Source organism: Microbacterium sp. CCNWLW41, assembly GCF_037083505.1.
Map to the genome: position 1 here is coordinate 155927 of NZ_JBAOJP010000008.1, position 19740 is coordinate 175666.

17 protein-coding genes are annotated in these 19740 nt (G+C 72.2%); 11 read left to right on the forward strand and 6 right to left on the reverse strand.

What is annotated here, in order from left to right; genetic code table 11:
* Positions 1 to 28 precede the first annotated feature (28 nt).
* Complete coding sequence (locus V6R91_RS25360; RefSeq protein ID WP_219085090.1) at positions 29 to 1261, forward strand: Gfo/Idh/MocA family protein; 1233 nt, start codon at positions 29 to 31, stop codon at positions 1259 to 1261.
* A gap of 78 nt (positions 1262 to 1339) precedes the next feature.
* On the opposite strand, the gene V6R91_RS25365 is transcribed toward V6R91_RS25360, so the two are convergent.
* Positions 1340 to 2062 (reverse strand): TSUP family transporter, encoded by a 723-nt coding sequence (locus V6R91_RS25365; RefSeq protein ID WP_271061985.1) that lies wholly within the window; start codon positions 2060 to 2062, stop codon positions 1340 to 1342.
* 43 nt (positions 2063 to 2105) lie between these two features.
* Positions 2106 to 2696 carry a GNAT family N-acetyltransferase gene (locus V6R91_RS25370; RefSeq protein ID WP_336397544.1) on the reverse strand — a complete coding sequence of 197 codons (591 nt, stop codon included), beginning with the start codon at positions 2694 to 2696 and terminating at the stop codon, positions 2106 to 2108.
* Between the two features lie 298 nt (positions 2697 to 2994).
* On the opposite strand from V6R91_RS25370, the gene V6R91_RS25375 reads away from it, so the two are divergent.
* Entirely contained in the window at positions 2995 to 3954 is a 960-nt protein-coding gene (locus V6R91_RS25375; protein WP_336397545.1) for a type IV toxin-antitoxin system AbiEi family antitoxin domain-containing protein, read from the forward strand.
* Positions 3955 to 4030: 76 nt separating this feature from the next.
* Here the strand turns inward: V6R91_RS25375 and V6R91_RS25380 are convergent, their stop codons facing one another.
* Entirely contained in the window at positions 4031 to 5722 is a 1692-nt protein-coding gene (locus V6R91_RS25380; RefSeq protein WP_336397546.1) for a phospho-sugar mutase, read from the reverse strand.
* Positions 5719 to 6549: a purine-nucleoside phosphorylase gene (locus V6R91_RS25385; RefSeq protein ID WP_336397547.1), complete on the reverse strand. Its 831-nt coding sequence runs from the start codon at positions 6547 to 6549 to the stop codon at positions 5719 to 5721. Before V6R91_RS25385 ends, V6R91_RS25380 begins: the two co-directional genes overlap by 4 nt.
* A 106-nt stretch (positions 6550 to 6655) precedes the next feature.
* Here V6R91_RS25385 and V6R91_RS25390 point away from each other — a divergent pair, with 106 nt between their 5' ends.
* Both V6R91_RS25390 and V6R91_RS25395 read left to right on the forward strand, forming a co-directional pair.
* Positions 6656 to 8095, forward strand: a complete 1440-nt coding sequence (locus V6R91_RS25390) for an NAD(P)H-quinone dehydrogenase (protein WP_219085095.1) — start codon at positions 6656 to 6658, stop codon at positions 8093 to 8095.
* An 83-nt stretch (positions 8096 to 8178) separates the two neighbouring features.
* On the forward strand, positions 8179 to 9021 hold the full coding sequence (locus V6R91_RS25395) for a hypothetical protein (protein ID WP_336397548.1): 843 nt from the start codon (positions 8179 to 8181) through the stop codon (positions 9019 to 9021).
* Positions 9022 to 9054: 33 nt separating this feature from the next.
* Here V6R91_RS25395 and V6R91_RS25400 read toward each other — a convergent pair whose 3' ends face one another.
* Both V6R91_RS25400 and V6R91_RS25405 read right to left on the reverse strand, forming a co-directional pair.
* A complete protein-coding gene (locus tag V6R91_RS25400; protein ID WP_336397549.1) occupies positions 9055 to 10827 on the reverse strand; it encodes an acetyl/propionyl/methylcrotonyl-CoA carboxylase subunit alpha in 1773 nt (590 codons plus the stop codon).
* A 105-nt stretch (positions 10828 to 10932) separates the two neighbouring features.
* On the reverse strand, positions 10933 to 11583 hold the full coding sequence (locus V6R91_RS25405; RefSeq protein WP_067248787.1) for a Maf family protein: 651 nt from the start codon (positions 11581 to 11583) through the stop codon (positions 10933 to 10935).
* Between the two features lie 87 nt (positions 11584 to 11670).
* On the opposite strand from V6R91_RS25405, the gene V6R91_RS25410 reads away from it, so the two are divergent.
* The 7 genes from V6R91_RS25410 to V6R91_RS25440 all read left to right on the forward strand — a co-directional run bounded on the left by V6R91_RS25410 (position 11671) and on the right by V6R91_RS25440 (position 19620).
* The gene (locus tag V6R91_RS25410; RefSeq protein WP_336397550.1) at positions 11671 to 12951 is read left to right on the forward strand and encodes a class I SAM-dependent RNA methyltransferase; all 1281 of its coding nucleotides are present in this window, start codon (positions 11671 to 11673) and stop codon (positions 12949 to 12951) included.
* Between the two features lie 214 nt (positions 12952 to 13165).
* Complete coding sequence (locus V6R91_RS25415; RefSeq protein WP_336397551.1) at positions 13166 to 14296, forward strand: hypothetical protein; 1131 nt, start codon at positions 13166 to 13168, stop codon at positions 14294 to 14296.
* Between the two features lie 298 nt (positions 14297 to 14594).
* Complete coding sequence (locus V6R91_RS25420) at positions 14595 to 15206, forward strand: hypothetical protein (RefSeq protein WP_336397552.1); 612 nt, start codon at positions 14595 to 14597, stop codon at positions 15204 to 15206.
* 34 nt (positions 15207 to 15240) lie between these two features.
* Positions 15241 to 15906: a response regulator transcription factor gene (locus V6R91_RS25425; protein WP_219086152.1), complete on the forward strand. Its 666-nt coding sequence runs from the start codon at positions 15241 to 15243 to the stop codon at positions 15904 to 15906.
* On the forward strand, positions 15896 to 17125 hold the full coding sequence (locus V6R91_RS25430; RefSeq protein ID WP_336397553.1) for a sensor histidine kinase: 1230 nt from the start codon (positions 15896 to 15898) through the stop codon (positions 17123 to 17125). The genes V6R91_RS25425 and V6R91_RS25430 overlap by 11 nt, the downstream gene beginning before the upstream one ends.
* The gene (locus tag V6R91_RS25435) at positions 17122 to 18147 is read left to right on the forward strand and encodes a hypothetical protein (protein WP_271061792.1); all 1026 of its coding nucleotides are present in this window, start codon (positions 17122 to 17124) and stop codon (positions 18145 to 18147) included. Before V6R91_RS25430 ends, V6R91_RS25435 begins: the two co-directional genes overlap by 4 nt.
* 237 nt (positions 18148 to 18384) lie before the next feature.
* Positions 18385 to 19620 (forward strand): ROK family protein, encoded by a 1236-nt coding sequence (locus V6R91_RS25440; protein WP_336397554.1) that lies wholly within the window; start codon positions 18385 to 18387, stop codon positions 19618 to 19620.
* Positions 19621 to 19740: the final 120 nt, after the last annotated feature.

The following is a 19740-nucleotide window of genomic DNA, read 5'->3' on the forward strand; positions in this document are numbered from 1 at the left end:
ACGGTCATCGGAAAGGAAAGATCAGGAAATGACGTTCTCTCTCGGCATCGTCGGAGCCGGCCAGTTCGCCGGCCAGTTCGCGAAGCTGTTCCAGCTGCACCCGCGGGTCGGCGACATCCTCGTCACCGATCTGCTCCCGGAGCGCTCCGCGGAGCTGGTCGCCCGCCTGGGCCTCGCCGGCAGCGTCCCCACCTTCGAGGACCTGCTCGCGAGCGACGTGGACGCCGTGGCGATCTTCACCCAGCGGTGGACCCACGGGCCGCTCGTCGTGCAGGCGCTGGAGGCCGGGAAGCACGTGTACTCCGCCGTGCCCATGGCGATCAGCGAGGCCGAGATCGAGGCGATCATCGACGCGGTGCGCCGGACCGGGCTGACCTACATGATGGGGGAGACCAGCCACTACAACCCGGCGACCGTGTACGCGCGACGCCAGTTCGCGGACGGGGCGTTCGGGCGGGTCTTCTACGCGGAGGGGGACTACGTCCACGACATGGACCTCGGCTTCTACGACGCCTACAAGTACAGCGGCGGCGAGCAGTGGCGGGCGACGGCGAGCTACCCGCCCATGCTGTACCCCACCCACGCGATCGGCGGCGTGCTCGGCGTCCTCCCGGTCCACGCCGTCTCGGTGAGCTGCATCGGGGTCCGCGACGACCGCGGGGACGGCGTGTTCGACCGCGGGGTGAGCATGTTCGGCAACGACTTCTCGAACGCCTCGGCGCTGTTCGAGCTCTCCGACGGCGGCGTCATGCGCACGAACGAGATGCGCCGGGTCGGCTATCCGTCGCCGATCCGCGAGTCCCGGTTCCGCTTCTTCGGGACGGAGGGATCCTTCGAGCAGCTCGCGACCGTGTCGCTGTGGCAGGACAAGGAGACCGTGACCGACGTCTCGGAACTGCTCGAGGTCCATGCGTCGCTGTCGGAGGACGATCCGGCACTCGCCAACGTCTCGCCGTCGCTGCGCGCCGCCTTCGTCTCCGGCAGCGCACCGGTGCACGACCGATCCCGCCTGCCGGCGGAGTTCGACGGCGCACCGAACGGTCACGAGGGGTCCCATCACTTCCTCGTCGACGACTTCGCCGTCGCGGTGGACACGGGCACCATGCCCGCGGTGAACGCGTGGGTCGCGGCCCGCTACACGCTGCCCGGCATCGTCGCTCACGAGTCGGCGCTGCGCGGCGGCGAACGCCTCCCGATCCGCGACTTCGGCGACGCTCCCGCGGTGCTGTCGCCGCCGGAGCGGGTCCCGGAGACGGCCTGACCCCCCGGCCCTGCCTCGTCGCGGCGCGGGCGACGAGGCAGGGCCAGGGCGAGGCCGATCCGCGAAGAGCGCCGCGGGCTACGCGAGCATCGAAAGCACCGCGCGCACCAGGACGACTCCGGCTCCCGCCCAGGCGCAGGCGAGCATCGCGATGCGGGCGATGCGCGGCGGAACGCTGCGCGTGAGCAGGGTGCCGAGCAGGATCCCGACGGCCGTGCACGCCGCGAGCAGGACGACCTCGGGGATCGGCTGCGGCGGCAGCCCCCGCAGCAGCACCGAGAGCGTCCCGTAGCCGACGAAGATCACCTGTGCGCTGGCGGCGAAGCGGGTTTGGCCCCACCCGTCGCCGACGGCGTAGGCCGCCAGCGGCGGACCCGACAGCCCGCTGGACGCGTGCATGTAGCCGGCGGCCGCCCCTGCGACGACCCCGCCGCGGCGTCCGCGCAGTGCCGGCGCGAGCGCACGGATGCGATGCGCGACCAGCGCGAATACCGCCATCGCCGCGATCAGCAGCAGCAACGCCGGCTCCGGGAGGACACCGGCGGTCAGCGCCCCGAGGGGCGCCACGAGCATGCCCGCCACGAGCAGACCCGACGTGCGTCGCCAGTCCACGTCCTTCCACGCCTGCGGCAGCGCGCAGAGCGAGGCGACGACGGCGAGCAGGACCGTGAGGGTGACCCCGTCCAGGGGCCCGTAGACCAGCACCGCGGGCCCGATGAGGACGAGGGCGAAGCCGAGGCCGGTGATGCGCTGGATAACGCCGGCGAGCAGCGTGGAGCCGGCCGTGAGGGCAAGGATCATCGGGATCGGCGTCGCCGGAGCGCGGCGAGGCGAGCGCGACCGATCATGCGCGGTGCCGGGCGAGGCGCGCGTCCAGGCCGCTGCGGACCGCGGGCCACTCGTGGGGGAGGATCGAGTACACCGCGGTGTCGCGGAGGGATCCGTCCGCCATGATGCGGTGGCTGCGCAGGATGCCGTCGAGCTTCGCGCCCAGCCGCTCGATCGCCGCGCGCGAGGGACCGTTCATCGCGTGGGTGAAGAGCTGGACGGAGATGGCGTCGCAGGCCTCGAACGCGTGCTGGAGGAGCAGGCGCTTCGCGGCGGCGTTGACCTCGGTGCCCTGGGCGGAACGGGTGAGCCACGTGTAGCCGATCTCGACGCGTCGGTTCGGCTGGTCGATGCTGCAGTACGTCGTCATCCCGACCAGTCGTCCCGTGGCGATGCGGCGGATCGCGAACGGATTCATGCGTCCCGCGGCATGCTCTGCGAGGCGCCGGGCGATCTCGGCCGGGACCTCCTCGGCGGAGGGCACGAGCGTGTACCAGGGATGGACCGCGTCGGCCGCCGCCGCGGCGAGCTCCTCGGCGTTCGCGTCGCTCAGCGGCTCCAGCCGGACGAGGTCGTTCTGGAGGGTGACGGAGGTGACGAAGTCCATCCTCCGAGCGTATCGGCCCCACCCTCACCCCGTCCCGCCCCACCCCTCGCCCCGCCCCACCCCTCGCCCCCTCCGCCCCTCCCCTCGCCCCTCCGCCCCTCGCAGTGTTTGGGGTCCTCCCTGGGGGTTCGGGGTCCTTCTCAGGGCGACACGCCCCCGAAATGAGCCCCGAACCGCAGATCCGGACCCCGGAATCGGCCGGGGGCTCGTCCTCCACAGGCGAGGAAGGATCGGGAGGGATCCACGGATCGCGTGCAGTGCGGGGAACGAGGAGGAGCGCGTCCCGAGGATGGCTGGCATGCCTCTCGTGATCCCTCCTCTGTACCCGCGTGCCGCCCTCGCCGACGTCCGTGCGGTCGGCGACCTCTTCCGCTCTCCGTCCGTCGACGGAGCGCTGATCCGGATCCGGCCGGGTGTGTATGTCCGAGACGACGACTGGGACGCCGCGACCCCGGAGGACCGCGTGGCCGCGCGCGCCGTCGCTCTCGTCCAGGGCTCGTCGGACGGCGTCGTCGTGTCCCATGAGAGCGCGGCGGCGCTGCACGGCCTGCCACTGCTGCGACCGGACCCGGAGCGCGTCCACGTGACATTGGGACCGGAGCGACCGGGCGCGGGGCGCGGGACGATCCGGCACCGCGGCGAGCTGTCCGCGGGAGAGCTCGAGACCGTGCACGGCGTCCGCTGCACCTCGCTGGCCCGCACCGTCGCCGATGTGGCTCGCACCGCCTCGTACGAGCAGGCGGTCGTCGTCGCGGACGCCGCGCTGCGCCGGGTCGCCGAGCTGCGTAACCACGGTCACGATCCTGAGCGGTCGCGTCGTCTCCGCCGCGCGGCGGAGCAGATCGCGGAGCGCTCGGCTCACGGGCGGGCACGGGCGCGTCGCGTCCTCGCCTTCGCCGACGGCCGCGCCCAGCTCCCCGGTGAGAGCGTCAGCCGCATCCGGCTCGCGGAGATCGGATTCCGCCGGATCCGGCTTCAGGTCGAGGTCGTCGGGCCGCGTCCGGGAAGCCGCTTCTTCGTCGACTTCGGGATCGAGGAGGCCGATGCGTGGGGCGAGTTCGACGGTGCGATCAAGTACGTCGACGGTCGGATGCAGGCGGGGAGGGCGGCGGATGCGGTGCTCGACGAGGAGAAGCAGCGCGAGGACTGGATCCGTGGGACCACGCAGCGTCGGTTCGCTCGATGGGGATGGCCACACGTGAGGACGGCGCGTCACCTCGGCGCGCGGTTGGCCGCGTTCGGGATCGCCGCCCCGTGACGTTTCGGGGCGGATTTCCGGGGGTCGGGGCCCGTGTCGGGGCGTTCTCGCACCGAATCGGACCCCGAACCGGAACTCAGCTCAACCGGGCGAGCAGCTCCCGGACGGCGTCGGCGAGGGCGCCGACGGCGGTCCGCGCCGCCTCGGCCGACTCCGCACGGGCGTCGATGTACACCTTGAGCTTCGGCTCGGTGCCGCTGGGTCGCACGATCACGCGGGAGCCGTCCGCCAGGCGGTAGCGCAGCACGTCGCCGGCGGGGCCGCCGTCGCCGGCGGTCAGGAGGTCCTCGGCGGACGCGACGACCGCGCTCCCGAACGCGGCGGGCGGGTCGGCGCGCAGGGCGGACATGATCCGGCCGATGAGCGAGAGGTCCTCCACCCGGATGGAGACCTGGTCGCTCGCGTAGTGGCCGATCTCCGCGGCGAGCTCGTCGAGGAGGTCGGCGAGGGTCGCGCCTCGCCCGCGAGCCTCCGCGGCGAGCCCGAGCAGGGCGACGGCCGCGGAGATCCCGTCCTTGTCCCGCACGGTGTCCGGGTTCACGAGGTAGCCGAGCGCCTCCTCGAACCCGAAGGCGATCCCGGGGGCACGGGAGATCCACTTGAAGCCGGTGAGCGTCTCGTGGAAGTCGAGGCCGTAGCGCTCGGCGATCGCACCGAGCCCCGGCGACGACACCAGCGAGCAGGCGAGCGACGCGCTCGCGGTCCCCTCGACGCGGGTGTCCCGGGCGGCGCGGGCGGCCCGCCAGCCCAGCAGCAGGCCGACGTCGTTGCCGGACAGGCGACGCCACCCGCCGGGCGCGGACGGATCCGGGACGGCCACCGCTAGGCGGTCCGCGTCGGGATCGTTCGCGATCACCAGCTCCGCCCCGGTCTCGCGCGCGCGGGCGAAGGACAGATCCATGGCCCCCGGCTCCTCGGGGTTGGGGAACGACACGGTGCGGAAGGTCGGATCCGGTCGCAGCTGCGCGGCCACCGTCGACGGGGCGGGGTAGCCGGCGGCGGCGAGCACCCGCTCGACCGTCTCCCAGCCCACCCCGTGCATGGCCGTGTAGACCCAGCGCATCCCGCCGGCGCCGGCAGGGGCGGGCGCCACGGCGGCGGTGGCGGACACGTAGGCGTCCAGCACCTCCTCGCCCGCCGTCTCGTACGCGGAAGAGCGGGGGATCTCCCGCACGTCGCCCTCGTCGGCGACGCGCTGGATGTGCGCGGCGATCTGCGCGTCCGCGGGGGAGACGATCTGGGAGCCGTGATCCTCGCCGCCGAGATAGACCTTGTAGCCGTTGTCGTTCGGCGGGTTGTGGCTGGCGGTGACCATCACTCCGGCGTCGGCGCCGAGGTGCCGCACCGCGAAGGCCAGGACGGGGGTCGGCAGAAGCCGCGGGAGCAGGATCGCCCGCAGACCGGCGCCGGCGAAGATCTCGGCCGAGTCCTGGGCGAAGACACGGGAGTTGCGCCGACCGTCGTAGCCGATGACGACGGTCGGGGCGGATCCGGGGGAGCGCTCGAGGAGGAACGCCGCGAAGCCGGCCGCGGCCTGGGCCACGAGGACGCGGTTCATGCGGTTGCTGCCCGCGGCGAGCTCGCCGCGCAGGCCCGCCGTCCCGAAGGCGAGTCGCGATCCGAATCGGTCGTCCAGCTCCGCGATCGCCGCCTCGTCGCCCGACCCCGCCCGGGTGATCAGGCCCGCCAGCTCGTCGCGCGTCTCCGGGTCCGGGTCCTGTCGCAGCCACGCCCGCGCCTGGGCCAGGCGGTCGGCCGCGGCGCTCACAGCGCTCCGATCACGCGGGCCAGAAGGGAGGAGATCACCGGCTCGGCCTCTCGTCCGGCCTCGATCACCTCCGCGTGGCTGAGCGGCGTCGTCTGGATGCCCGCGGCGAGGTTCGTGATGAGTGAGAAGCCGAGGATCTCCATGCCGGCCTCGCGCGCGGCGATGGCCTCGAGCGCGGTGGACATGCCGACGATGTGACCCCCGATCGTCTTCGCCATCTGCACCTCGGCGGGCGTCTCGTAATGGGGCCCGCGGAACTGGCAGTACACGCCCTCATCGAGGCTCGGGTCGATCGAGCGGGCGACGTCGCGCAGACGCCGCGAGTACAGGTCGGTGAGGTCGACGAAGGTCGCGCCCTCGAGCGGTGAGTCGGCGGTGAGGTTGATGTGGTCGCTGATCAGGACGGGCTGTCCGGCGCGCCAGGTCTCGCGGATGCCTCCGGCGCCGTTGGTCAGCACCATCGTGGCCGCGCCCGCGGCGGCGGCGGTGCGCACGCTGTGCACCACCCGGCGGACGCCGTGGCCTTCGTAGTAGTGGGTGCGCGCGCCGATCACCAGCACGTGCTTCCCGGCGGGGGTGCGGATGCTGCGCAGCGTTCCGACATGGCCCTCCAGCGCGGGCCGGGAGAAGCCGGTGACCTCGGTGGCGGGGATCGTGGCGACGGTCTCGCCGATGAGCTCCGCGGCCTTGCCCCAGCCGGAGCCGAGGGTGACGGCGATGTCGTGCTTCTCGACGCCGGTCAGCCGGTGCAGGTCGGCGGCGGCCTCCGCGGCGATCGCGAAGGGGTCCGCGGCGGGGTCGTCGAGGGGGTTGTTCCAGTCAGCCATGCAATCACTTTAGGTCCCCGTGCCCGTTCGAGCGCGGTCGGGCGCGGATGAGCATGCGGGCGGGGATCGTGCGCGCCGGCGCGCAGGAGTGGGGAAGAATGGGGGCATGTCCTCGACACCCTTCGCGAACAGGCAGAGCGTCGCCGTCCTCGGCGGCGGTCCCGGCGGATACGAGGCGGCGCTGGCCGCCGCGCAGCTCGGAGCCGAGGTGACGCTGGTCGAGCGGGTCGGCGTGGGCGGATCGGCGGTCCTCACCGACGTCGTGCCGTCGAAGAGCCTCATCGCCACGGCCGACGCCGCGGTCGCCATCTCGGAGGCGACGGACCTGGGCGTGCAGTTCTACGCCAAGGGCGCCGAGGGCAAGCCCCTCAAGCCGCAGATCGCGATCAACCTCGCCGCGGTGAACAACCGACTGCTGACCCTCGCGCGCCAGCAGTCGGACGACATGCGCTCGGCCCTGGTCGACGCCGGGGTGCGCATCCTCTCCGGCCACGGGCGGCTGGACGGCCCGCGGGCGATCGTGGTGTCCACGAGCCCGGACGGCACGGACTTCGACCGCGTCGAGGCGGACACGCTCGTCGTCGCCGTCGGGGCGTCCCCGCGCGAGCTCGACTCCGCCAAGCCGGACGGCGAGCGGATCCTCACGTGGACCCAGCTCTACGGCATGAAGGCGCTCCCGGAGCACCTCATCGTCGTCGGCTCGGGCGTCACGGGCGCGGAGTTCGCGTCGGCCTACATGAACCTGGGGGCGAAGGTCACTCTCGTCTCCAGCCGCGACCAGGTCCTTCCCGGCGAGGACCAGGACGCCGCGAAGGTGCTGGAGAAGGTGTTCAAGCGAGGCGGCATGCAGGTGCTGTCCAAGTCGCGCGCGGACCGGGTCGAGCGCACGGACGACGGCGTCGTCGTCACACTCTCCGACGGACGTGTGGTCGAGGGCAGTCACTGCCTGATGGCCGTGGGGTCGATCCCGAACACCACCGGGGTGGGGCTGGAGGAGGCGGGCGTCGAGCTCACCGAGTCCGGGCACGTCCGGGTCAACCGCGTCGCCCGCACCTCGGTCCCGAACATCTACGCCGTGGGCGACTGCACGAACTTCTTCCCGCTCGCGTCGGTCGCGTCCATGCAGGGGCGCACCGCCGTCTTCCATGCGCTCGGCGACATCGTGATCCCGCTCGAGCAGCGGAAGATCACGGCGAACATCTTCACCGCCCCCGAGATCGCGACCGTCGGCTTCTCCGAGAAGGACGTCGAGGACGGCGCCGCTGACGGGATCGCCTTCAAGCTGCCGCTGGCTGCGAACCCGCGCGCGAAGATGATGGGCATCAAGGACGGCTTCGTCAAGATCATCGCCCGCAAGGGGTCGGGCACCGTCATCGGCGGCGTGATCGTCGCACCCAAGGCGTCCGAGCTCATCTACCCGATCGCGCTCGCCGTGGAGCGGCGCCTCAACGTCGACCAGGTCTCGCGCGTCTTCGCCGCCTACCCGTCCCTGTCGGGCAGCATCACCGACGCCACCCGGGCGATGCACCTCGTCAACATCTCGTGACGACGCCGGCCCCGTCGGCCGTTCCGGGCCCGTCCGCGGAGGCAAGGCGTCGGGGGGAGCCGATCCCGGTCGTCTGGCCGCGCGTGTGGGGGCCGGCGGCCCGCGGCCGGTCGCCGTTCCTCGTCGTGGGCGGTGCGGCGATGCTCGGCGTGTCCCTCGCGATGCTGCCGGGCGTCACGGAGGCGGGGATGGCCGCGCTCAGCCCGTTCGCGTTCGCGCTGATCGGAGCGGCGGTCCTCGTCCTGGGGCTTCGTCGCCCGTTCGGCCGCGGCGAGCCGGAGTTCGTCAACGCGGTCGTCCTGACCGAGGCGGAGCAGGCGCCCCCGGACTCGTGGGTCCACTTCCTCCGGCAGCGCCGCGTCGGGCTGCCGCTGCTGATCATGTTCTGGGTGCTCGCCCTGGTGCTGGTCGCGGCGGTGCCGGCGGCGATCTTCATCGCCCTGGGCGGCCGTGACAGCGCCTTGCTGACACTCGTCGTCACGGTGCCGATGGCCGCGCTGTTCCTCGTGGCGGCGGTGCGCAGCACGCTCGCACAGCATCGGCTCGGGTCCTTCGGGCGGCGACCCGTGGGGCTGGCCGTCGGACCGTCGGGCATCGCCCTCATCCGGCTCGGCGACCCGCTGTACGTGCCGTGGGACGCGATCTCGGAGATCACGCCGCGGCGGATCGAGTCGAGCCGTTCCCGCACCCCGCCGGCGCCGCTGATCGAGCTGCGGATCGACGCAGCGCGCACCGAGGGCGAGATGCCGGGCGTGCTGATGCTCACCCCGGCGGGACTCCGCGTCCATCCCTGGGTCGTGTGGGGTGTGCTGACCCACTACCGCGCCCGTCCCGAGGAACGGACGGAGCTCGGCACGACCTTCGGCCAGCGCAGGCTCGTCGCCTGGAACGCCTGGGCCGGCGCTCAGGGTCGCGGGCGGCGCTGAGCCGCGCAGCCGGGCCGGGGCCGCGACTGCGCGTCAGTCGATCGTGAGCAGGCGGTGCCCGGCGGACACGGTCTCGCCGGGAGCGGCGTTGATGTTGCCGATGACCCCGTCCTTGTGCGCCTGCAGGGGCTGCTCCATCTTCATCGCCTCGAGCACGACCACGAGGTCGCCCTTGACGACGGACTGACCGTCCTCGACGGCGACCTTCACGACGGTCGCCTGCATGGGAGACTTCACCGCGTCCCCGGACGCGCCCGCCGCGACGCTCGTCGCGTGGCTGCGCCGCGAGGGCGGGACCGCCGCGGGGCGGGCGCCGGCCGCTGTGGCGGCCGCGGCGGCGACGCGGTCGGGGAGGCTGACCTCCAGGCGCTTGCCGCCGACCTCGACGACGACCGTGTGGCGTGCAGGGGCGGCCGCGGGGTCGCTGAGCTCGCCGTCCCAGGCGGGGATGTCGTTGACGAACTCGGTCTCGATCCAGCGCGTGTAGACGCCGAACCTGCCGTCCTCCGCCGTGAACGCGGGATCGTGCACGACCTTGCGGTGGAAGGGGAGAACAGTGGGAAGCCCCGACACCTCGAACTCGTCGAGGGCGCGGCGGGCGCGCTCCAGCGCCTCCGCACGGTCCTTGCCGGTGACGATGATCTTCGCGAGCAGCGAGTCGAACGCGCCGGAGACCTCGTCTCCCGCGGTCACGCCGGAGTCCAGGCGCACGCCCGGCCCGCCGAACGTCTTGAAGACGTGGATCGGGCCCGGCTGGGGGAGGAAGCCGCGGCCGGGGTCCTCGCCGTTGATCCGGAACTCCAGGGAGTGACCCTGCGGCTGCGGGTCGTCGTAGTCGATGGTGCCGCCCGCCGCGATGCGGAACTGCTCGCGGACGAGGTCGATCCCGGTGATCTCCTCGGAGACGGGGTGCTCGACCTGCAGGCGGGTGTTGACCTCCAGGAAGGAGACCGTGCCGTCGGCGCCGATGAGGAACTCGCACGTGCCGGCTCCGACGTAGCCGACCTCGCGGAGGATCGCCTTGGACGCCTCGTAGAGCGCCCGGTTCTGCTCCTCGGTGAGGAACGGCGCGGGAGCCTCCTCCACGAGCTTCTGGTGGCGTCGCTGCAGCGAGCAGTCCCGGGTGGAGATGACGACGACGTTGCCCTGCGCGTCGGCGAGGCACTGCGTCTCGACGTGGCGCGGCTTGTCGAGGTACTTCTCCACGAAGCACTCGCCGCGTCCGAACGCGGCCACGGCCTCGCGCGTGGCGGACTCGAACAGCTCGGCCACCTCGTCGAGCTCGCGGGCGACCTTCAGGCCCCGGCCGCCGCCGCCGTAGGCGGCCTTGATGGCGATGGGAAGGCCGTGCTCCTTCGCGAAGGAGACGACCTCCTCCGCGCTCTCGACCGGTCCCGGCGTCCCGGGGGCGAGCGGGGCGCCGACCTTCTCGGCGACGTGGCGGGCGGTGACCTTGTCGCCCAGGGCCTCGATCGCCTCGGGGGACGGGCCGATCCAGGTCAGCCCGGCGCCGATCACGGCACGGGCGAAGTCGGCGTTCTCGGCGAGGAACCCGTACCCCGGGTGCACGGCGTCGGCGCCGGCGCGCCGGGCCACGGAGAGGATCTTGTCGATCTGCAGGTAGGTCTCGGCGCTGGTGGCGCCCCCCAGGGCGTACGCCTCGTCGGCGAGCCGGGTGTGCAGCGCATCGCGGTCCTGGTCCGCGTACACGGCGACGGAGGAGAGACCGGAGTCGCGCGCAGCACGGATGATGCGGACGGCGATCTCGCCGCGGTTGGCGACGAGCACCTTGGCGATTTCAGGCATGGATGTCAGCCTAGCGAGAGCACGTCCGATATTTTTGACGACCCTCCACAAGAATCGCGCGGAGTCGTAGTCGTCTCCCTCCGAGCGTTCCGCAGGGGGACGGTGTCAGGCCGTCCGGTTCCAGAGGTCGGTCCAGGTCACCCCGAGCTCGCCGACGAGGCGTCGCAGGGTGGACAGGGACATGCCGACGACGGTCGACGGGTCGCCCTCGACGCGCTCGATGAAGGCGCCCCCGAGGCTGTCGACCGTGAAGGCGCCCGCCACGTGCAGCGGCTCCCCGGACGCGACGTACGCGGCGATCTCCTCGTCCGACACGTCGGCGGCGAAGGAGACGGACGCCTCCGCGACCGCGTGGGCCTCGACGGGATCCGCGCCGGGGCGCACACGGAAGACGCCGTGTCCCGAGTGCAGCACACCGGTGCGGCCGCGCATCCCGGCCCACCGCTCGGTGGCCGCCTCTGCGGTGTGCGGCTTGCCGTACACGCGTCCGTCGATCTCGAACATGGAGTCGCCGCCGATGACGATCCCGTCGAAGTCCGGCTGCTCCCGGCGCACGCGGGCCACGACGTCGGCGGCCTTGGCGCGCCCGAGGAGGAGGACGAGCTCGGCCGGGCTGAGCGGAGTCCCGCGGCGGGCCTCCTCGTCCGCCGCGACCGCCTCCTCGTCGACGTCCGGCGCGAGGGCGAGCGGCTCGATGCCGCTCTGGCGGAGGAGGGCGAGGCGGGCGGGGGAGGTGGAGGCGAGGCAGACGCGCATGCGACCACGCTAGCCGGGGAGCGACCACGGTGCCGGCGACGCTGCCGCGGGCCGCCGCCCGCGCGGTCGGCGTGGGATCATCGGGAGGTGACTTCCGCGGACTCCGGCGACCTGCTCGACCTCGACGTGACCGGCATCGCCCATGGCGGGGTGAGTGTCGCCCGCCATGACGGGCGTGTGGTCTTCGTCGCCGACGCGATCCCGGGCGAGCGCGTGCGGGCCCGGGTGACGGATGCCTCCAAGCCGGCGTTCTGGCGGGCGGTCGCCGTGGAGGTCCTGGAGTCGTCGTCGGACCGCCGGCCGCATCTGTGGGCGGAGGCGTCGATCGACCGGGATCCGGAGGCGCGCCCGGGCGGCGCGGAGTTCGGTCACATCGTCCCGCGGCGTCAGCGCGCCCTCAAGCGCCAGGTGCTCGCCGAAGCGCTCGATCGCTTCGCGGGCGGCGGGGTCGATGCGCCCGAGGTCGCCGCCGTCTCCGACCACGACGGCGGCTGGCGGACGCGCGTCACGCTGCACGCCGATGCCGACGGCCATGTCGGGCCCTATGCCGCGCGCAGCCACCGGATCGTCCCCGTCGAGGACCTGCCGCTGGCCCGCCCGTCGATCGCCGCGGCCGCACGGATCCTGCGTGCCCGGGGTGAGGGCCGCGTCGAGCTGGTCGAGGCGTCGGACGGGCAGGTCCGGATCCTCCGGAAGGCCGCCGCCGCCCGAGAAGGGGCCGCGGGGAAGGGCGCGCGCCGTCGTGCCCCGCGCGCTCCGCGTCCTGTCCCCGAGGTGCTCGTCGAACGAGCAGCGGGGCGTGAGTTCCGCGTGGACGCCGACGGCTTCTGGCAGGTGCATCCCGAGGCGGCCGACACGCTGGACGCCGCCGTCGCGGACCTGCTCGCCGACCGGGTGGACCCGGACTCCGCCCACCTCGACCTCTACGGCGGCGTCGGGCTCTTCGCCGCCACCCTCGGTCGTCTCGGCGCGAAGACGATCACGACGGTGGAGTCGAGTGCGCGCGCGACCGCGCACGCCCGCGAGAACCTCGGCGATCTCGGCGCCGAAGCGATCACCGCGCGGGTCGATCGCTTCCTCGCGGACCGTCGCCGGGACGAGACCGCGGCGCGCGCGCACGCCGGCGGGACCGTGGTCCTGGACCCGCCCCGCTCCGGTGCCGGGCGGGCCGTGGTGGAGGACGTCGTCGCGCTCGCGCCGTCGGCGGTCGTGTACGTGGCGTGCGATCCGGTCGCCTTCGCCCGGGACCTCGGCACCTTCCGCGCGCGCGGCTACGACGTCGAGGACCTCCGCGCGTTCGACCTGTTCCCCAACTCCCACCATTTCGAGGTCGTCGCCCGCCTGGTGCCGACCGTCGACGCTCGCTGACCTCAGTCCATCTGGCATGCAATGCACAAAATTTCGCTTGTGCCGGAAGATGATCCGCCTCTAGTGTCGGCATCACGGGGACCGAACTGCGTCACGCGGGTCCCTCTATGCAAAGGAGCATGGGGTGCAAATGACATGCGGGAAGCTCGGGGCGATCACGGTGGCAGTAGGGGTCCTTCTGGGATCCAGTCTGTCGTCACCGGCCAATGCCGCGGTGGAGCAAGATGATCAGGCGGAGGAGACCTATGTCGAGCTCGAGTTCGCTCATCCCGTCTCGCTCGAGTCGGCTTTGACCGTCACGGATGGCGACGGGATCAGGGTCGAGGGGTATCGGTTCGAGAGTTCCTCCATCGCTGGGGACTTCTGGCTGGACGCGGGGCTCAGCGCGGAGGACTTCCTGGCCGAGATCGCTGCGGCGACGGGGACGGCGCCGGAAGTCGTCGGCGCTTACGTGGACAGCGCCGATCACGCGAAGCGGGCACCGGAGGTCGGCCCGTTCGCTGACGCTCACCTCGGGGCCGAGCTTCCGGTCTATGTCGCGCCGCCGGGCGACCCGGTAGTGATGTCGGAGGGTCTCTCTCCGGCATCCACCGAAAGCGAGGCGCCGGGCGAGGTGGGTCCGCTCGCCGTGAATGAGACGTGGCAGCCCACAACCGCGGAAGCGATGGTCACGCCTTCTGGCACCAATCTCGCTATCCGGGCGAAATACAACTGGTATGGGACCAACCCCTTCGCTTCTCCGACCCGCATGGCAGATCATTGGGGCATGGAGTTCCAGTTCGACTTCTATACGAAGGCGCGCCCTCACCAGGGGCCACCGCCGACGTTGTACGGAAAGCGCCCGTACTGCGGCACGACGATGCCTTCGTATAAGGACTGGGCCGCTGCTTCGACTCGGCCCTTCAGCTGGTTCGCGTGGGTCATCAGTGGAGATTCCCAGATCGTCGCGCCGAACGGGCTGGGGCTCTATGGCGACTTCAACGACCTGTCCGACCCCTGCACCGTGAGCACAATCGCCGTGGGTATGGCGTTCCCCCGGGCGATGCCTCATAGCACTGCCGGGACGAACCAGCTCGCCCTGGCGATGTACCCGAAGAAGGGGGATGACGTGCAGAGCGTCCTTGGTGCGATCGTGCAGCCCGTGAGTCGGACGCATTGTGAAAGGTATCCGAACATGCCGTTGATGGACTGCATGGGTGTGGCGCCGGGCACGTATCCAGGCCCCGGTCGCTCGGAGAATCGGATGGTGCTCAACAGCGTCAACGGTCGGAAGGCGCCTTCGCTCTGCTGGTACTCGCCGAATTACGGTGACTCCCCGGCTCAGCTTTGGTCGTGCACCCAGTAGTTGTGCGGCTCCACAAGCAAGTGTTCTGGGCCATCTGCTTGCGTGTCGCTACCGCGCGCTGCCTCCTCGGGGCTTGGAACGCTTGCGGGGCGGGTTTCCTCATTGTGGCCGTCGGCGGAATGATCGCGGGTGGGGCGGTCATCCTGGCATGGGGCCTCGAATCGGGCCTCCTCCGCGGCGTCTACGAGGGATTCGTCGGGTTCGTCCTTTCCTGGGGCGTCGCGCTCACCCTGGTCGTCGTGGGTGTCTTTTGGGCCGCGGTCGAGAGGATCGTCGCGTCTCGCCGAGGTGCGATCCGATGAGAATCTCAGCACGATTCTTCTTCCCGGTGGTCGTGGCCGGGTGGATAGCGCTCGTGGGCGGGCTCTACGTCTGCATGGTGGGCTCGGCGTTCGGGTACGTCTCGTTCCGGAACAACAGGTGCACAGGACCGCCTGACGATGACTTCCGGTGGACGTTCGCGCCGATGGCGACCAGTTGCGGACCCCCCTCAGCCGACCGTGAGGTGCTCGGGTGGCTCGCGACCTGGCTGGCACTCGGCGGCGTGATCGCCGTCCTCATCGTGGCGGGATTCGTCTGCGCCGTCTACCTTCTCCTTCCTCGAAAGGGCGTCCGACGCGTAGCCGCGCGGGCGTTCATCGTCGCGTCGGGCGTGACGTTCCTCGGGATTCCTGTTCTCCTCACGCTCGCCGTCGCGGAAAGCCATGCCTACGCGATGATCTTCTCCTCCGGGGCACTCTCTCTCCTTGTCTCCTGGGGCCTTGCCGGCTTGCTCGCTGTCGCAGGGATCGGTTGGGGCGTGGCAGAGGGGGCGGTCGCGGTGCGGCGACGCGCCATCGAGCGATCACTGTCCGTCGATCCCCGCGAAGGTGCGGGCAAGGACGAGAGGAGGAGGTACGGCGCGCGGTGACGTCGTGGCGCGGTCGCCTCGGTAGGCTGAAGGCATGAGCAGCGTCGCCCTGATCGACGACCACGAGTCGGTTCGTCTCGGGCTCACGGCCGCCCTCGAAGCGGCCGACTTCGAGGTCCTCTTCACGGGTGCCGGCGTCGGGGAGTACCTCGACGCCCGGCGTCGGATCGGGCTGGTGCCGGCCGACGTGGTCGTGCTGGATCTCACCCTCGGGGACGGCACGACCGTCACCGAGAACGTCACCCGCCTGGTCGCGGACGGCTCCAGCGTCGTCATCCACAGCGTGGCGGACCGGCCCGTCGCCGTCCGGGAGGCGCTCGCCGCCGGTGCCGCCGGGGTGATCAGCAAGTCCTCTCCGCTGGACGACGTCATCGCCGCCGTGCACACCGTGGCGCGCGGCGAGGCGCTGAACAACGTCGAGTGGGCGAGCGCCGTGGACGGCGACCGCGCCTTCGCCGACGCGCAGCTCTCCAGCCGGGAACGGGAGGTGCTGCGGCTGTACGCCACCGGGCTTCCGCTCAAGGTGGTCGCCGAACGGCTCGGCGTGGCGTACTCGACCGCCAAGGAGAACATCACCCGGGTGCGGGTGAAGTACGTCGAGGTCGGCCGCCCGGCGCCGACGAAGGTGGACCTGCTGCGGCGCGCGATGGAGGACGGGATCGTCACGCCGCCGCAGGAGGAAGCCCCGAGTGTCCCCTGAGCGCACGCTCCGCGAGGCGTGGGCGAACATCCCCACGCCCGGCGAGGTCGGCCGGGAGCTGGAGCGGTTCGCCGGCAGGCGGATGGAGCGGATCATCGCCATCGTCGTCGGCGTCGGCGCGCTGGCCCTGGGCACCCAGGCGCTGATCTCCGCGGTCGGCACGCTCACTCGGCTCGACGCGCCGCACGTCCTCATGATGGCGCTCGTCTTCGTGCCCTGGGCGATCATGCTCGTGACCTGCGTGGTCGGCCGAGGGGTGCGGGTCGCGGCGGGCGTGTTCACGGTCGCCTATGTCCTCGATCTCGTGCTGTGGCCCTTCGTCGCCGTGCGCCAGGCCGCGGACCCCGATCAGCAGCCGTGGATCTTCTTCCTCGTCAACGTCGCCGGGGTCGCCGCGGTCGTCGCCTTCCCGCTCGCGCTCCAACTCCTGTGGGCGTTGGCCGGTCCCTTCCTCTACGGCCTGGTCCGGCTCGCGCAGGGTGACTTCCAGCGGGAGTTCTGGGTCACCACCGCGTTCGACGTCTCGTTCACCCTGATCCTCGGCTGCGTGCTCGTCGCGCTCGGCTGGATGTTCCGCTCGGTCGCCGCCGGGGTCGACGACGCCCGGACCAGAGCCGTGGAGTCGTACGCCGCCGCGGCCGCGGCGGCCGCGGCGGAGCAGGAGCGCGTGGCGGTCGCGGCCCTCATGCACGACAGCGTGCTCGCCGCCCTCATCGCCGCCGAGCGGGCCAGGACGGAGCGCGAGCGCGACCTCGCCGTCGCGATGGCGAGGGAGGCGCTGACCCGCCTGGCGAATGCGGAGGCCGCCAGCCTGCAGGAGGGCAGTGAGGAGCCGGTGGCGATCGAGCGGATCGCGGAGGACCTCGAACGCGCCGTCGCCGAGCTCGACACCACCGCCGTGCTGGACCGCTTCGGGCACGGATCCGTGCCCGATCGGGTGGCGCGCGCCGTGGCCCTCGCCGCTCGCCAGGCGATCGGGAACGCGGTGGCCCACGCGGGCGCCCGGGGGCTCGCGATCGTGGTGGAGGGACACGGCGACACGGGCCTCACGATCAAGGTCAGCGACACGGGGACGGGCTTCGATCCCGAGCAGGTGAAGGCGGATCGCCTGGGGATCCGCGCCTCGATCCTCGCCCGGATGGCCGCGGTCGGGGGCACGGCGACGATCGAGTCGGATCGGCGCGGCACGACCGTGACGCTGGGGTGGTCCGAGTCATGAGGCTCACCGTCCGCAACGTCGCCACCGCGCTGGCTCTGGGGTTCGCCCTGTACTTCGCGTCCCGCGCGCTGTGGTGGACCACGCCGCCGGCGAACCCGCAGCTGCTCGTCGTGACGATCGCCGCGTTCCTGCTGGTCGTGGTCACCATCGTGATGGTCGGCGCGCGAGGACGCCTGCGCATGCCGCTGTGGGCCGCACTCGTCGCCCTGGCCGCCGGGGTCGGCATCCCGATCGCCGTCAACCTCGCCCTGACGCAGGATGCTCTGCGCGCACCGTATGCGACGTGGTACATCGGCGGCGTCGGAGTCATCGGAGTGATCTGCGTGGTGCGCCGGCGGAGCCTGTTCGGCTGGCTGGCGCTCGTCGCGCTGGCCGCCTCGACCTCCGCCTGGCTCGGCATGGGGGATGCGCTGGCTCTGGGACTGGTCGGCTCCGCGGTCTGGATGGTGATCGCGCAGCTGCTCGTGGCGTTCTGGGGGCGGGCCGTGCGGGACACCGACCGTCTGGCGAGCATCCAGCAGGCGGCCTCCGCCTGGCAGGCGACACAGGCGGTGCGGCAGCGCGCCCGGCGGGAACGCGTGCAGTACGCGCTGGCGGTGGCGGGCCCGAGCCTCGCCCGGGTGATCGAGAGTCGCGGCGACCTCTCCGAGGACGAGCGCGTCGAGGCGCGCTTGGCGGAGGGGCGCCTGCGTGACGAGATCCGCGGTGCCAATCTGCTGAACGAGGAGGCGCGCGCCTCGATCGCCGCCGCCCGGCGGCGCGGGGCGACGGTGACGGTGTTCGACGAGGGCGGTCTGGACGGGCTGGACGAGGCGGCGCGGGAGCGCATCCGCGCGGAGCTCGCCGCCGTGCTGCGCGACGCCGACTCGGCGCGACTCATCATCCGTGCGGCGCGTGACGCGGAGGTCGCGGTGACCGTCGTGGGCCGCTCGGCCGCCGGTGCGTCATCCGACGAGGACTCGGTCGAGCTGTGGCGGGAGATCCGTCGGACCGTGGACGGATCACGCGACGAGCGGACGTGAGTCAGAAGGAGGCGAGGGGCGGCGAAGCCGCCCGCCCCTCGCCAGATGCGGAGCGGTTACCCGAAAACCGTCCGCGGGAGGCCGGTGATCGTCCGTCTACCCTGTGACGGAGGACCGGCCGAACGCGAAGCGTTGCAAGAACAGTCTTCCGGGGCGCAAGAGGAATGTCTGTAGGTATTTTGGGGGACAAAGCCGACGAGCCCTGGCGGAACAGCCGCGGTGGATGAGAATGGACCCATGAGCGAGCCCGGCCCTCGTCGAGGAACGAACCTTCCGCGGATGGGCGACTTCAACCAGTCGGTGGTGCTCGAGGCCGTCCGCCGGTCCGGCGCGGGGCTGAGCCGGAGCGAGATCGCGGAGGTGACCGGTCTCTCGGCCCAGGCGGTCACGAACATCGCTCGCCGCCTGCTGGAGGAGGGACTCGTCCTGGAGGCCGGGCGGACGATCCGCGGGCCGGGGAAACCCCGCACCCTGCTCAAGCTCAACGCGGCGCGCGAGCTCGCCGTCGGCGTGCATCTGGACCCGTCCGTCACGACCGTGGTCATCCTCGACCTCGCGGGCGACGTCGTCGCGCACGCCCGTGAGCGCACCGCCGTGGGTGCGCCCTCCGCGGTGATCGACGCGATCGTCGACGCGATCGAGCGGCTGATCGGGTCCTCTGGCGTCGACCGCGAACGCATCGTCGGCGTCGGCGTGGCGGCCCCAGGGCCTCTCGACACGGCGGGCACCATCATCGATCCGCCCAAGCTCGACGGCTGGCATCGGGTGGCGCTGCGGGATGAGCTGCGCGCGGCCACGGCGATGCCGCTGCTGCTGGACAAGGACACCACGGCCTCCGCCGTCGCCGAACTGTGGCGCGGGGTCGAGCGCACCGCGTCGTCGTTCCTGTTCGTGTATCTCGGGACCGGGATCGGTGCGGGACTCGTGATGGGGCACGAGGTCGTGCGCGGCGTCTCCGGGAACGCCGGGGAGATCGGGCACATCATGGTCGACCCCGACGGCCCGGTGTGCACGTGCGGCGCGCGCGGCTGCGTCGCGGTCGTCTGCACGCCGCAGGCGATCGTCGAACGGGCGGAGCGAGAAGGGGTGCTCGTCGCGGGGGACGAGACCCCCGACGCCCGCTTCACGGGCCTGTGCGACCGTGCGCGCGCCGGCGACCGTGGGGCGGTCCGCGTCCTGGAGACGGCGGCGGAGCACCTGTCGCGGGCGATCTCGGTGCTCACGAACATGCTCGACGTCGACCGGGTCGTGCTCGGCGGCCCGTCCTGGTCCCGGCTGGAGTCCGTGTATCTTCGCGTGCTGCCCGGCCTGCTCGCCGCCCAGAGCGCGACGGCGGCCATGCGGACCCTTCCCGTGACGGGCGCGGTCGCGGGGGAGGACGTCGCCGCCGTCGGCGCGGCGTGCCTGGTTCTCGATGCCGTGCACTCGCCGCACGCGGCCACGCTGTTCCTGCCGGCGGGCGACCCGGCGTAGGCGCACGGGCACGGGAGCGGCTTGCCGGCTTAACTACAATCGATGTAGTATCTCTGCATCCGTGGGGATGTCACTGGGGGACGGCTCCGCGGGTGCGTCGCGCACGCGAACGGGGTCGGG